Source organism: Candidatus Competibacter phosphatis, assembly GCF_012939995.1.
Classification (GTDB): domain Bacteria; phylum Pseudomonadota; class Gammaproteobacteria; order Competibacterales; family Competibacteraceae; genus Competibacter; species Competibacter phosphatis.
The window spans coordinates 100,379-115,176 of sequence record NZ_SPMZ01000011.1; the positions used below are offsets into that span (position 1 = coordinate 100,379).

Annotated in this window: 10 protein-coding genes; 4 read left to right on the top strand and 6 right to left on the bottom strand. The window is 60.1% G+C overall.

What is annotated here, in order from left to right:
* The first annotated feature begins 166 nt into the window (after nt 1–166).
* Together E4P82_RS03765 and E4P82_RS03770 are read left to right on the top strand one after the other, a co-directional pair.
* Nucleotides 167–2,194 carry a glucoamylase family protein gene (locus E4P82_RS03765; RefSeq protein WP_169247639.1) on the top strand — a complete coding sequence of 676 codons (2,028 nt, stop codon included), beginning with the start codon at nt 167–169 and terminating at the stop codon, nt 2,192–2,194.
* A 10-nt stretch (nt 2,195–2,204) separates the two neighbouring features.
* Nucleotides 2,205–3,308, top strand: a complete 1,104-nt coding sequence (locus tag E4P82_RS03770) for an ABC transporter ATP-binding protein (protein ID WP_169247640.1) — start codon at nt 2,205–2,207, stop codon at nt 3,306–3,308.
* Nucleotides 3,309–3,597: 289 nt separating this feature from the next.
* Here the strand turns inward: E4P82_RS03770 and E4P82_RS03775 are convergent, their stop codons facing one another.
* Both E4P82_RS03775 and E4P82_RS03780 read right to left on the bottom strand, forming a co-directional pair.
* A complete protein-coding gene (locus tag E4P82_RS03775; protein ID WP_169247641.1) occupies nt 3,598–3,858 on the bottom strand; it encodes a hypothetical protein in 261 nt (86 codons plus the stop codon).
* 311 nt (nt 3,859–4,169) lie between these two features.
* On the bottom strand, nt 4,170–4,574 hold the full coding sequence (locus tag E4P82_RS03780; protein WP_169247642.1) for a hypothetical protein: 405 nt from the start codon (nt 4,572–4,574) through the stop codon (nt 4,170–4,172).
* A gap of 338 nt (nt 4,575–4,912) precedes the next feature.
* Here E4P82_RS03780 and E4P82_RS03785 point away from each other — a divergent pair, with 338 nt between their 5' ends.
* Nucleotides 4,913–6,055 carry an IS630 family transposase gene (locus E4P82_RS03785; RefSeq protein ID WP_169247643.1) on the top strand — a complete coding sequence of 381 codons (1,143 nt, stop codon included), beginning with the start codon at nt 4,913–4,915 and terminating at the stop codon, nt 6,053–6,055.
* A gap of 117 nt (nt 6,056–6,172) precedes the next feature.
* Here the strand turns inward: E4P82_RS03785 and E4P82_RS03790 are convergent, their stop codons facing one another.
* The gene (locus E4P82_RS03790; protein ID WP_169247644.1) at nt 6,173–6,736 is read right to left on the bottom strand and encodes a DUF29 domain-containing protein; all 564 of its coding nucleotides are present in this window, start codon (nt 6,734–6,736) and stop codon (nt 6,173–6,175) included.
* 191 nt (nt 6,737–6,927) lie between these two features.
* On the opposite strand from E4P82_RS03790, the gene E4P82_RS03795 reads away from it, so the two are divergent.
* Nucleotides 6,928–7,290: a SpoIIAA family protein gene (locus E4P82_RS03795; RefSeq protein WP_169247645.1), complete on the top strand. Its 363-nt coding sequence runs from the start codon at nt 6,928–6,930 to the stop codon at nt 7,288–7,290.
* 108 nt (nt 7,291–7,398) lie between these two features.
* Here E4P82_RS03795 and E4P82_RS03800 read toward each other — a convergent pair whose 3' ends face one another.
* The 3 genes from E4P82_RS03800 to E4P82_RS03810 are packed head-to-tail and all read right to left on the bottom strand — an operon-like array spanning nt 7,399 to nt 14,723.
* Nucleotides 7,399–7,980 (bottom strand): DJ-1/PfpI family protein, encoded by a 582-nt coding sequence (locus E4P82_RS03800; RefSeq protein ID WP_169247646.1) that lies wholly within the window; start codon nt 7,978–7,980, stop codon nt 7,399–7,401.
* The gene (locus E4P82_RS03805; RefSeq protein ID WP_169247647.1) at nt 7,977–11,438 is read right to left on the bottom strand and encodes a GH36-type glycosyl hydrolase domain-containing protein; all 3,462 of its coding nucleotides are present in this window, start codon (nt 11,436–11,438) and stop codon (nt 7,977–7,979) included. The genes E4P82_RS03800 and E4P82_RS03805 overlap by 4 nt, the downstream gene beginning before the upstream one ends.
* 45 nt (nt 11,439–11,483) lie before the next feature.
* Nucleotides 11,484–14,723 carry a discoidin domain-containing protein gene (locus E4P82_RS03810; protein ID WP_169247648.1) on the bottom strand — a complete coding sequence of 1,080 codons (3,240 nt, stop codon included), beginning with the start codon at nt 14,721–14,723 and terminating at the stop codon, nt 11,484–11,486.
* Nucleotides 14,724–14,798 lie beyond the last annotated feature (75 nt).

The window sequence follows — 14,798 nt, forward strand, 5'->3', positions numbered from 1 at the left end:
TCCCGGCTCGAAGCTGGACTCGATCCGTCAACTTAATCGGGTGCCGTGAAATTCTGATGAAAATGCTGCTGAGGCGCAGGCATCGGCGCGCGGATCGCCGTCCGGTCGGGGATTTTCTTGATCTACAATGACGATCTATCCGTCGCGCGCACTGGCCACCACAACCATGTCCCCGCTCTTCCGCCTCGCTTTGCTCGGCTGTCTGCTCCACCCCGGCTGGCTGGCCGCCGAACCCGCCGTTCCGCCCTTGCCGTTGCACGATTTCGAGCACACCGCCAGCCCCACCTCGGGCGTGACCATGAGCGGCTGGACCACCGCGCCGAATCGCCGTGCCGGCCAAATCGACTACCGACTGGAACCGGCGCAGCGGCCGGATTCTTCGGACAGCCGCCGGGCGTTGCATCTCCGCTATCGCTTCGCTCCCGACGCCATGGACGACATTGGCTGGCAACTGACCCTGCCCGATCTGGACGCCTCGGCTTACGATCATCTGGAGCTATGGATTCGTGGTGACGCTCGGGTCGGGTACGCCGATGCCTTGAAGCTCGAATTCAAGCAGCCGCTGGCGGGGGCGCCGCCCGGTCTGCTGCGCCGGGGCAGCGCCGTGATCGACGGTATCACCGACCGCTGGCGGCGTTTCCAGATCCCCTTGCATCGGATGAATGGCATCGCCGACTGGCGTCATCTGCGTCAACTGGCGCTGGTGCTGCAACCGCGCTGCTCGCCAGTCGCCGGCGCCTACTGGCTGGACGACATCGCTCTGATCAAAACCGGTCAACCCGGCCCGAGCATCCATGATCCGGTGATTCCACCCAACAAGACCGCCTGGGAAAATCGCCTCGGCGGCAAGGAAGCGGCCCAACCTTACATCCAAGCTCGACTGGCTGGCTGGCCGGAACGCCTGCTGGTGGACCCAATGGAATTACCGGCCGACGACCGGGCGTTCCTGGAGCGGCTGGCGCGCGATACCTGGCGCGGGCTGGCGGCCTTGAGTGACCGTGAGCATGGCCTGCCGCTCGACACGGTGCGCTTCTCCGATTCCATCGACCCCGAACGGGCTTGGGCAGGCGACTACACCAATGTCACCAACATCGGCCTGTATCTGATCGATATCGTCGCCGCGCGGGAATTGGGCCTGATCGACCCGGACGAGGCGCGGGCGCGGCTGAGCCGGACGCTGGACACGTTGGAGCGACTGGAAACCTGGCAAGGGTTTTTCTTCAACTACTACGACACCACCAGTCTGGAGCGCACCAGCCATTTCATTTCCTTCGTCGATTCGGCTTGGCTGAGCGCCGGACTGATGGTGATTCGCAACAGCGTGCCCGAACTGGCGGAACGTTGTACCCGGTTGATCGACCGCGAAAATTACGGCTTTTTCTACGATCCGGTCGAGCAATTGATGATGCACGGCTACTACGTCAACCTGCCCGGCCGCTCCGAATACAGCTATGGCCTGCTGTACACCGAATCGCGGCTGGGCAGCCTGATCGCCATCGGCAAGGGCGAGGCGCCGGCGGAGCACTGGTACCGCATGGCGCGCACCTTCCCGCGCGACTTCGACTGGCAGTCGCAATCGCCCAAGGGCCGCACCATCAAGACCGTGAACGGCCACACCTTCTTTGGCGGTTACTACGTCTGGAAAGGGCTGCGCTACGTGCCGTCCTGGGGTGGCAGCATGTTCGAGGCGCTGATGCCGTTGCTGGTGCTGGACGAACCGCGCCTGGCACCCGCCAGTCTGGGTCGCAACGCGTGGGTGCATACCCAGATCCAACGCCGCTTCGCCCTGGAGTATCTGGGCTATCCGGTTTGGGGCTTGTCGCCCAGCTCGAAGCCGGACGGTCGCGGTTACGGCGAATACGGGGTTCGCCTGCTGGGGGCGCGTGGCTATGTGGCCGGCGCGGTGACTCCGCATGCGGCGGCGCTGGCCCTGCTGGCGGACCCGGAGGAAGCCGTCGTCAACCTGCGGCAACTGGCGGAACGCTATCCCCTGTACGGCGATTTCGGATTCTACGATGCCGTGGACCCGCGTAGCGGTCAGGTCGCCTACCACTATCTGGCCCTGAACCAGAGCATGATCCTGATCGCTCTGGCCAACCATTTGCGGGACGGCGTCATCCAGCGCTATTTCGCCGCCGATCCGATCATCCAGCGGGTGCTGCCGCTGCTTGGTGCGGAACGGTTTTTCGATTGACGGAACCACCATGGCCAGCGTTGATTTCGAACACATTGACAAAATTTATCCGGGCGGAACCCAAGCGGTCTTCGATTTCAATCTGACCGTTGCCGACGGGGAAGCGCTGGCGCTGGTCGGTCCCTCCGGCTGCGGCAAATCCACCCTGTTGCGGCTGCTGGCCGGTCTGGAAACCGCGACGCACGGTACCCTGCGCATCGGCGGGCAAGCGGTCAACGATCAACCGCCGCAACGGCGCAACGTGGCGATGGTGTTCCAGGACTATGCCCTTTATCCGCACATGTCGGTGCGGCGCAACCTGGAGTTTCCGCTGAAAATGCGCGACCTGCCCCGTGCCGAAATCGAGCGGCAGGTGCGGTGGGCGGCGGAATTACTGGGTCTTGGCGAGCTGCTCGACCGTTTGCCCCGGCAATTGTCCGGCGGTCAGCGGCAGCGGGTGGCGATGGGCCGGGCGCTAGTTCGGCAACCGACCGTGTTTCTGATGGACGAACCGTTGTCCAATCTGGACGCCCGGTTGCGAGTGCAAATCCGCGCCGAATTGAGCGATCTGCTGGAGCGATTGAGCGCGACCACCATCTACGTCACCCACGATCAGGCCGAGGCGATGACGCTGGGCGACCGGGTGGCGGTGCTGGATCATGGCCACCTGCAACAGGTGGCGCCACCCCAGGAGTTGTACGAGCGGCCCGCCAACACGTTCGTGGCCGGCTTTATCGGCAATCCGCCGATGAACCTGTTCCCGGCGCGGCTGGTCGCCGACGCGGGAGGATTGCGGTTACGGGCGGGCGATCAGTCGGCGCCGCTGGCATCATCCGCCACCGCGACCGAATGCTGGGGGGATTATTTGGAACAACCGCTGACCGCCGGTCTTCGTCCCGAACATTTATCGCTTACCACTGAAGCGGAAGCGGGATGGCGGGCGGTGGTGCATGACGCCGAATATCTGGGTCACGAAACCCTACTTTATCTGCGGCTCGCCGGCCTGGCCGACCCGAACCCGATCCTGGTCGCGCGTCTGCCGGGTATTCGTCCCTTTCACAAGGGCGACGCAGTGAAACTGCGGCTGGATTGCGAGCGATTGCATCTGTTCGGCCCGGACGGCGAGAGAAAATAAGAGATAAATCGTCGCAATTTATTAAAATATCAAAAAAATTAACGTGGGAGATAGTAACGTCCTGCTGCATCTGACCCGCATAGCGGGATCAGGTGCAAGCCCCAGTTAGGTGGATTTCGCTTCGCTCTACCTGCAACTACGCATATAGATTATGCGTACCTTATCGAGCAACCTAACTTTTAAAAATTTCCAATTTCTTTTTAAGCTTTTCTTCTGTAAGATTTTCATCATGTCGAAATTCGATTAGTTTATACCCAAGCGACTTACAGATTTTTTTTCTTTTTTTTCGTCATTTTCCTTGCGTTTTTCTTAATCCATCTTCTCCACCCCAATGCTTAATAACATTAAAATGTTGAATTCCTTGATATTCAATTCCAATTTTTAATTTAGGTATCCAAACATCAATTTCTAATCCTTCAAGTTCTTTGCCTCGATAATGGTGAACTACTTCTAAAGATGGAAAAAGCACCTGAACAATTTTTATAAAGCATTGTTTCTGAGATCCATTTTTCTCCAATTTTAGGGTACTCAAATGCTTCTCTAACTTCATTCTCTATTTCTCGATATTCTTTGTCTTGAGAAGAAATAAATCTTCCGTGCTTTTTTTAATGAAAAAAAGATAATGATATGGCATGTATTTGATAAGAAAAGCAGATGGCATTGGAGAGCATGGATATTCTTGATTAGGAATATTTCCTGTGCATAAATGACATATGCTATTTTTAACTTCTATATCATTTTTTGACGGTCAAACCATTTTTTAATATCTAAGTATCCTTGAAAACAAGAACAAGTCAGAATTTTTGCCACATCTTCGACAAATAAATGTAACAGGAAAAAAACGCGGCATCAATTCTAATCTCATCTAAACTGTCTTCTGGGTGCACGCAGCCAATCAAGAAATCTTTGAAAAATTGGCAAAAGTAATTCAGAATAAAAAATGAATACCAAGCAAGCATACATATGACTTTTTTCTTTTTTTGAAGAAATATCAAAAGTATACCCAGTTATATTTAAGCCTTCTTCCAGGACTATACTTATTTCGTAGTTCTTGTTTTTAACAAAAACTAAAATATTTCCTAAAGAAAAATTGGTGATTTCTTTAACCGCTAATAATGATGGAAAATTACAAATTTCCCTATCTGTATAATTAATTGCTTTAAGACTATAATCATCATGGCCGTACTTGGCGCAAAATTTCGCATCAATCTCAATGCGAATGTCTTTCTTATACCCTGTATGTTTTACAATAGTTTTTTTCCTCAAAAAAAACTATTGTTTTTTCATAAAAATCCGTAAAACCTAATTCTACATGAGAATCCATATATAACCCATATTTTTTCAAAAATTGCTCCTAATTCTCGCTTGAAGGCTAATCTAATATTATGAAAAAAAATCACCTCGCTGCTCCAAAGCAATACGAAAATGATTTACTTACAATACTATTTGGAATTTCAATTCGGTAGTTTGTTATACTCATAAAAACCATGTACCCAACAAGAGGATTAACAGAAAATTGAACTAGTACCCCACCCGACTTAAGTTGACTTTATGGAGTAGGCCGGTATTTCTAGGAGGATATTCTCTCACTCTGGAGCCTACTCATGCCGCCACCGAAATACGTGGTTCGTCTCGCGGTTGCCGAACGCACCCAATTGGAGGAGCTGATCCGCACCGGCCAGCGGGCCGCGTCCACGCTGATCCATGCCCGGATTTTGCTGAAGACCGATAGGGGGGCGGAGGGACCCGGTTGGGACGATGAGCGTATCGCAGATGCCCTGGAGTGCGGAGAATCCACGGTGTATCGCGTGCGCCAGGCGTTTGTGGAGCGGGGATTGAAAGCGGCACTGTTCCGCAGGAAACCGACCGGTCGGCAGTATCGCAAGCTGGATGGCGCCCAGGAGGCGCAATTGATCGCGCTGGCCTGTAACGCACCCCCCGAGGGGCGGGCCAGTTGGACCCTACGCCTGTTGGCGGATCGTTTGGTGGCGCTGGAAGTGGTGGACACCATCAGCCCGGAATGTGTGCGCATGACCCTTAAAAAAAACGCACTTAAGCCTTGGTTGCGGGCCTCGTGGGTGATTCCGCCTCCAGCCAATGCTGAGTTTGTTTGTGCCATGGAGGAGGTGTTGGAGGTCTATACCCGGCCCTATGATCCGACCCGCCCCGTGGTCTGCCTGGACGAGACCAGCAAACAGTTGGTTTCCGAAACCCGGACCCCACTACCCGCCGAACCGGGCCAACCGGAACGGGTGGACTACGAGTACGAACGGCAGGGGACGGCCAATCTATTCATGGCCGTTGAACCCCTCACCGGACAACGGCACGTCACCGTGACCGATCGACGCACCGCCGTGGATTTCGCCCAAGTCGTCAAGGCGTTGTTGGAAGTGCATTATCCCCATGCCGAGAAAGTGGTCCTGGTCCTGGATAACCTCAACACCCATAAACCCGCTGCCCTTTATCAAGCTTTTGAACCCGCCGTCGCTTGGCGTCTCCTCGAACGACTGGAAATCCATCACACCCCCAAGCATGGGAGTTGGCTGAACATGGCCGAGATCGAATTGAGTGTCCTGAGCCAGCAGTGCTTGAATCGCCGTATCCCCGACACCGCCACGTTGACCCGAGAGGTCGCCGCTTGGCAACAGGCTCGCAATGCCGATCCTCGGCCGGTGAACTGGCGCTTCACCACTGCGGATGCGCGCATCAAACTCAAACGTCTCTATCCATCAATCGAGGTCGGGTGAGGTACTAGACTGCTTTGACTCAGTCCATGCCTAACAAGCAGTAGGCCTCTTAAAATGCACAATAAATCACACCAATGTAAGGTGTTTTACACTAACAGACTTTGTAATTTCCTAATCTCAGTCCATCCAATCCAGAAATAACACTCCTACAGATCCTTGATCTTGATACCTGACATGTCCCAGCGGAACAGTTTGACGAACTGCGCGATATAGAGTTCCATAAAATCCATGGCAGCAACCCCAACAATCACTAACAGCATTTTCCAGCCAATAATCCTCACTCAGCAATTGCTCGGCGCTGAAAGGACAATGTGGAGGAAACATCTGTCTGTTTAGGCTTGTTTCCTTGACCGCCAACGACGAGCTTGTCAAATAAGCTTTTACCATTCGTTCGTTCAGATTATTAATAAGATTGGGGTTTTCTTCGAGCAACTCCTTGACATCGAATCGCTGTACATTAATGGTATTTCGCCATCTGTTGCTACGCAGTTCCGATTGGAATTGCCATTTTAATAGGTGGGCCATGAGCACCGCCAGCCGGTTGATCAATTCCCGCTGTTCGCTTGTACCCATGCTCTCCAATTTCTCGGCAATATGTTCGACATCCGCTTCGGATAAGCGGCCTTCCCGTAGCAACGCCGATTGCTGGAGCGTCCAGGCGTGAAAGTCCCGATCATGCAAAGTGACTGAATTGAATATTGGTTATCATTGAACTCTCCTTTTCAACTTCCGTCCAGATACATGGACCTGTCAGTCGGAAAATCGGAACGATACACCGCAGGTCCCAACGGTTATTATCGGGATGTTTCTCGGATCATGGAGTCAAATTTCGATAGGCATTTGAAAAACACCATACAAGAGGAGGATTGATCATGATCGAACAACTGCCATCCGCCGCACCGGCGATCCTGGGCTTCAAACTACAGGGCAAACTCCACGATCAGGACTATCAGACTTTCGTTCCCACGCTCGAAGCCGCGATCGCCGCGCACGGCAAGATCCGGCTGCTGGCCCAGTTCGAGGATTTCCACGGCTGGGATCTGCATGCCATGTGGGACGATTTCCAGTTCGGCGTCAAACACTATTCCGATCTCGAACGAATCGCCATCGTCGGGGACCGCAAATGGGAAGAGTGGATGGCAAAGCTCTGCAAGCCGTTCACCAAGGCCAGCGTGAACTACTTCGACGTCAGCCAAACCGACGCGGCCTGGGCCTGGCTGCGTGAGGGCGCTTAATCCGCCATCCGGTTGTTGGCAAAGCGGCCGACGCCCTGAAACACGGCGTCGGCGCGTGGGGAAGTGGCGGGACTGGCGCGCTCGGAGCGCCGCCCCCCTATCCTGCGATTACAGCTCGATCCGGGTGCCCAGCAACTTCAGGAACGCACTCAGCCAAGCAGGATGGGCGGGCCAAGCCGGCGCGGTGACCAGATTGCCCTCCGTGTGCGCCGCATCCAAGCCGATATCGGCATAACGACCGCCGGCCCGTTCCACATCGGGACCACAGGCCGGGTAGGCCGAGCAGGAACGGCCTTCCAGCACGCCGGCCGCCGTCAGCACCTGTGCGCCATGGCAGACCGCCGCGATTGGCTTGTTGGCTCCGGCAAAGTGGCGGACGATCTCGATCACCGTGGGATTCAGCCGGATGTATTCCGGCGCTCGCCCGCCGGGGATCACCAGCGCGTCGTAATCCTCGGCCCTGACCTCGGCGAAGGTGGCATTGAGGGTGAAGTTGTGGCCCGGTTTTTCGCTGTAGGTCTGCGCGCCGTCGAAATCGTGGATCGCGGTGCGGACCTGGTCGCCGGCTTTTTTGTCCGGACAGACCGCCTCGACCGTGTGCCCGACCATTTGCAGGGCCTGAAACGGCACCATGACTTCGTAATCCTCGACGTAATCGCCGACCAACATCAAGATTCGCTTGGCGCTCATGAGGGTTCTCCTGGGGTTTCGAACGGTGGGTTGAGATCCAACTTCACCACGACTTGATGGATGTTGCCGTCCCGAAACAGCGGTACGCAAGCCGCGCCGCCGTCGTCGATCCTGCCGGGCGCATCGTCGATTTCCACCGCCGCGACCCGCTCCGCCCGGCCGTTGGTATTGCATACCTCGATTTCGTACACCGCCTCGCCGTCCGGCAAGCGGTAGCGCAGGCTGAAGCCCGGCCAGGCATCCGGGATGCGGGGCCGCAAGCGCAGGGTGTGTCCCTCGACCAGTTCCAGGCCGAGAATGGATTCCAGCATCACCCGCAGCAGCCAGCCGGCCGAACCGGTGTACCAGCTCCAGCCGCCACGACCAACATGCGGAGGTGCGCCGTACACGTCGGCGGCCACCACGAACGGTTCCAGCCGGTAGCGCGCCACTGCTTCGGGGGTCAAGGTGCGACTGATCGGACTCAGCATCTCCAACAGTTGAGCGGCCCGGTCGCGCCGGCCCAGTTCCGCCAGCGCCCGTACCACCCACAACGCCGCGTGGGTGTACTGGCCGCCGTTCTCCCGCACCCCGGCGACATAGCCCTTGATATAACCGGGATCGTGCGGGGTGTGTTCGAACGGCGGCGTCAGCAAGCGGATCAAGCCCTCCTCTTCCGAGATCAGATGGCGCTCGACCGCATCCAAGGCCGTTTCGGCGCGGGCCGGCGGCGCGGCCTGGGAGATCACCGCCCAAGCCTGCGCCAGCGCGTCGATTTGGCATTCATCGCTGGCGGCGGAGCCTAGCACCGCGCCATCGTCGTACCAAGCACGGCGGTACCATTCCCCATCCCAACCGTCCCGATTGAGCGCCTCGGCCAGATGGCGGCGAAACGCCGCGTAGCGCCGCGCCCGGTTGTGGTCGCCGTGCTGGCCGCACACCCCTACGAACTCGCCAAGGATGTGGTATAGGAAAAAGCCCATCCAGACGCTTTCGCCGCGCCCTTCGCGACCGACCCGGTTCATGCCGTCGTTCCAGTCGCCGCCGCCCATCAGCGGCAAGCCGTGCGCGCCCTGGGTCAACGAGCGGTCCAACGCCCGGCAGCAGTGTTGGTACAGACTAGCCGTTTCGTCCGCCTCGTCCGGTTCCAGGAACGCTTCGTCCTCGCCCGGTTCGAGCAGCCGCGCCTTGACAAAGGGCAGCGGTTCGCCGAACAGGCTCCAGTCGCCGGTGACGCGGGCGTAAAAAGCCGCCAGGTAGGGCAGCCATAACAGATCGTCGCTGAAGCGAGTGCGGATGCCCTGACTCAGCGGTGGATGCCACCAATGCAATACATCGCCCTCGACGAACTGGTGGGCGGCGTGCAACAACAACTGGCGGCGGGTCAGTTCGGGATCGTGATGAATCAGCGCGGCGGCGTCCTGCAACTGGTCGCGAAACCCGAAAGCGCCGCCCGACTGATAGAAGGCCGACCGACCCCAAAGCCGGCACCCGAGCGTCTGGTAAACCGCCCAGCCGTTAACCAACAGATCGAGCGCCGGCGCCGGTGTCTTGACCTGCACCGCCGACAAGCAGTCCCGCCAGAACTCCTGGACTTCGGCCAGCGCCGCCGCCGCCGCGCCATCTTCGCGGTAGCGGGCCGTCAGTCGGCGCACCTCGTCCCGGCCGTCGGCTTCGCCCAGCAGAAAAGCCTGCTCCAGCATCGCGCCCGGCTCCAGCCGGATCGTGGTTTGCAGCACGAAGCAGGGATCGAGATCCGAGCCCAGCCGCCCGCTCAACATCTGGCCACGCGCCAGCGCCGCCGGGTAGGCGGGATGGCCGTGACGACCGATGAATTCGGCGCGGTCGCCGGTAAAATACAACGGAAAGCTGTCGAAGGGCGTGATAGCGGCGAAGGCGATCCGGCCGGAGAATTCCCGGTTGTGGTTTTCGGCCAGCAGGATGCCAGCCGCCGCATCCCGCTCGATCCGAATCCGCGCCGCGCTCTCGCCCGGCAACACCCCCAACACCAGCCGGGCATAGGCGAACAGAGACAAGCGGCGCGGCTGGCCGCTGGTATTGCGCAGCCGGACCCAGGCGATTTTGACCGGGTCCTCGCGCGGCGCGAACAAGCACAATTCCTGCTCCAATCCCTGGTGGCGATGGCGGTAGCGGCTGTAGCCGAAACCGTGACGAACTTCGTGGGACACCGGTTGCGGGGCCGGGCCGGGCGCCAGCGACCAGAACGCGCCACTGTCCTCGTCGCGCAGATACCAGGCCTCGCCGTGCGGGTCCAGCACCGGGTCGTTGTACCAGGGAGTCAAGCGATTCTCGCGGCTGTTCTGGCTCCAGGTGCAGCCGGCGCCGGTCTCGCTGGCGATAAAGCCAAATCCCGGGTTGGCGATCACGTTGGTCCAGGGTTGCGGCGGCAGGCGCAATCGACCGCCGGCCTCCGGCTGGAGCCGAATGACGTATTCCGTGCCATCGGTGCTGAAGCCGCCATGGCCATTCCAGAACTGGAGTGGCTCCTCGTCGAACGGAGAGTCGGCCACACTCACGGCGGGAAATGCCGGCGGCGAAACCACGGTTTGCGCGGCGATCCGGCGGGTCGACACCGGCTCGGTCGGGCCACCCGACGCCGCCCGAAATGCTTGCTCGACCGCCGCCGCCGAGGCATGGCGAGCCGCCAGCGCCAGCGCCTGTTCCCGATTGGCCGCCGCGCCGAGCAGGAAAGTCAAACACGCCTCCCCGCCGGGCGCCAGTTCCACCATCCGGCGCAGGCAGACGATCGGGTCCAGCACCTTGCCAACCGTGCCGGACAAGGGCGCGGATTCCACCAGAGCGCGCGGCGCGGCCAGCGTGTAGCCTCGGCCGATGAAACGAGCGCGGTCGGTTTCGTAGTGTGGCGATTCGGCATGATCCGCTTCGCCGGTCAGCGCATGGACCAGCCAGCATTCCGGTTCGTCCGGGACGCGCGGTCGCCGCCGCGCCAGCAGCGCCCGCGTATCGACCACCCATTCGGTCTGCACGAACAGTTTGGAAAAAGCCGGATGCGCGGCGTCGGCGGCCCAGTCGTTCAACACCACTTCGGCGTAACTGGTCAGTTCGATCCGCCGGGGCCGGTCGCCGAGGTTGCGCAGGGTAACCCGCCGCAGTTCCCCATCGATGTCGGTCGGCACGCAGGCTTCGAGGCAAGCGTCGATTTCTTCATGACGGCATAGCAGTTCGGTCAGGGCAGGACCGAAGCGGCCGGAGCGGCGTTCCGCCGTCCCCGCCGCCGGCTGCTGGCCCAACGACCAGAACGCGCCGCTATCGAGATCGCGCAGGTACAGGAAGAAACCGTCGCCGTCTTCGAGGGGATCGGCGTGCCAGCGGGTCAGCGCCAGCTCGCCCAGCAGGGAACAGCCGGTACCGCTGGCGGTGAGCAAGGTCGCGTAGCGGCCGTTGGTCAATACCTGCCCGCCGAACAGCCGGGCGGATTTGGATAAGGCGGCGCGCATGAACGATTCTCCCGACAACTCTGAAACGATGAAAAAAGTGTAGCTTTATTGAGCGGGGCTGCCGGGGTAATGCAAGTCCACTTCAGCCGGAAACCGATCGATCCGCACGGTGTCGGTGGTCAAGGCCGGGATCGGCTGACCGTTGACCGTCACCGTCCGTAGCGGCCGGTCGAGCGGCGAGTGCAACACGATCCCTCCCGGCGGCACGACCACGTCGCCGCTCAAGCGCACCCGTAGCGTGTCGGGGCCGCTCATCGCCATCCGGTAGTTCAGGGTACCGTGCCAGGTCGGCAGACGTTTGACCGTTACCCCTTCCGGACTGGTCACCCAGGCGGGCGGAATGCCGGCGCCGATCACCAGCGCCTGATCGGCCTCGCGCTCGTAGGCGAACAGGGCGCGCGCCGAGCGGATGAAATCGGAGCCGATCCAGGTGTGCGGCATGTCGCCGATGAAGCGCGGCACGCGGGGTTCGCGCCACACCACTTCCGCCCAGTGGTTCCAGGCCGCCGGTCGTTGCCCTTCGAAAAAGAAATCCAGTTCCCGCAATGCTCGGTCGCGTTGCCCCAATCGGATCATGGTGCCGACCACCCGCAGCTCGTAGGGCGTATACGCCTCCCAGGTGGGATTTTCGAGGCGCTGGCGGAAAAATTCGTCGTAGCGCTCGAAGGTACGGTCCAGCGCCGGTTGCGGCAACCAGCCCAACTCGCCGCCTGGAGCGACCGCGATGGTGGTGGCGGTGGGATCGAAATCGCCCAGTTCGACCGCGCCGGGAATGTAGTCGATCCGGTGCAATTTCATGGTTTCGAGGATGGAGGCGTACAGGTCCTGACGGAATGCCCGATGCATCGCCGCGAACCGTTCCGCCTCGGCGTCCTCGCCCAGCACCGCCGCCATGGCGGCCGCGTCCTTGAGGCCGCGCAGGACGAAGAAATTATCCCAATAGGAATGCCGTGGCTGGCTGGCATAGCCCTCGTGACTGATCGATTCCGGCACCAGCCCGCGGTAGGCCAGGTAATCCGGATCGGTCCGGTACTTCTCGGTCAGGCGTTGCTGACGCAGCGCATCGATATAGCCGACCGCGCCAACTACGTACGGCCACATCTCGCGCAAAAACCCGACATCGCGGGTGTAGCGGTAGTACTCCATCACCGCGAAAATGAATTCGCCGTGGCTGTCGTGCTCGGGGACCGGATCGGCGCCACGTTGGTCCACGCAGCAGGGAATCCGGCCGTCGGCGGCCTGATGGGGCGCGTACCATTGCAGGAATTGCCGCACCTCCTCGGTATAGCCCATGCCCAGCAGCGCCGCCGAGGTGAGCGCCCCGTCGCGAATCCAGGAACGGGCGTAGGCGCGCGTGCCCGGCTGAATGGCGGGACCGGCGCGGTTAATCAGGATGTAGGCCAGATTGCTCCTGACGCTGTCGGCGATCCGCCGGGCGGCGGGTGGCAATTTCAGCTCGACCCGGTCCAGCCGCGCTTCCCACTCCCGCCGGGTTTGCTCCAGCAACTGGTTGGCATGGGCGGAAGCCTCGATATCGGTCGGTGCCCGGGGACCGGTCTTGGTCGCGTGGAAGGGGATGCGTAGATAGACTTCGCGCCCCTCGCCAGGCCGCAGGTCCCAGCCGTACTCCAGCGCGCCGGAGGCATAACCGAAGGCGTCGTCCACCGTATCGCGGTCGGGCAGCTTGCCGGCCGCCAGATAATCGACGATCGGCCCCTGGTCGAAAGTAACGGCGCGAAAGCGGTCGGGTTCGGTCAGCACCTCCACCCTCTTACCGGTCCGATTCACCCGAATCGCGCGGTCGGCGTAGCTCAGCTCGCGAATGGGGGAAACGCCACCCTGCATGTTCAAGGATTGCCAGGGCGGGTTGACCTGAAACGGCCGCACCGCCAGAAACAGAGTGACATGGCGGGTTTCGGCGCTCAGGTTTTCCAGCCGATAGCGGGCGTACAGAACCGACTCGCCCGGTGGGCCGGCGGCGAAGACGGTGATCGCCAGCCAGAAATGTTCGTGTTCCCAACGCACGCTGGGGATGGGTAGGTAGCCGTTGGCCAGATCCTGGACCGGCTCCACGTCGGCCCAGGTGAGCAGCCGGCCGTCGGTGAACAGAAACGGCGCGATGGTAAAGCTGCCTTTGTCCACTTCCAGCGTGCCGTCTTCGTCAAACAACGCCTCCTTGCCGTCGCCGCTCGTTCCCACCACGGTCCAGTAGCACTGCTCGCCCTGAAAGTAGCGTGGGAAGTAACCGCGCGGGTTGTCGCGGGCGATGGCCTCGAAAAATTGGTTGGGGGAGCGGGAAAACTCGTAGGACTGCAACTGCACGCGACCAATGCCGTAGCCCCGGCCTCGGCTGCTGCGTTGCAGGTTCAAGCGCAGGTAGCGCGATTCGGCGTCGGGCAGATACAGGTAATCGCGCCGGCCGTTGCCATCGCGCACGGTGTAAACCGTTTGCCAATCGTTGCCATCGTTGGAAACCTGCACCTGATAGTCGGCGGCGTAATCGTCCGGGTCCCAGTCGATCACCAGACCGCCATACTCGCGCGGCCGCAGAAAATCCAGTAATAGCCATTGATCCTCAGCCAGCGCGCCGCTACGCCAGCTCGTGGCCGGGTCGGCGTCGAACACCGCCGCCGGCGGATGATCCGCGGTCGAGGTGGAGGCGCTGATCACCGGTTGCAGCGTGTAGGTCTGGGTCGGCTCGCGTTGCTCGAAGGTCAAATCGTCGATCCAAACCGAGCCCTTGCCGTGACCCTGTGCCCCCGGCAAGATGGCGAACTCGATCACCGCCACGTCTTCCAACGGCCCGCCGGGACCCCAGGCCAAGCTGAGATGACGCTTCTTGACGGCTATGGGCTGCCATTCGCGGGGAAAGGCGTAGTCGCGCTGCTTGAACCACCAGACGTTCTGTCGCGGATCGACCAGCTTGAATTCGAGATCGCCGGCCGGCGCTTCACCGCGCAACTGGAAGTGAAACGCGAAGTTGTCGGGCAAGCGTAGTCGAAATTCCTTGCGGGCGATCGCCCAGCCGGCACCGTCCTGAAACTCGAAATCCAGCCGCATGCCGCGACCGGCGCGGCCGACATCCTGCGCGATCTCCAGCCGCGTGCCGGGTGATGTGGCGACGCTCCAGCCGTCCAGGTTTTCGAAATCGTCGAGCACCACGATTTTGCGCTCGTCCATGCCACCGGGTGGCGTGGACGCGGCCGGAACCGCCAGGATGGAGGTGGGCAGCACGGTCAGGATCGTCATGAGAAGCAGGGCGGGTAGGGTGCGGGCTAGCGGCATGGGCACAAACACTCGTCGGGAAATTTTTCGCATGGTCATGGGCGGTTCTGTGGCGGATCGCCTGAAACGGGCAAA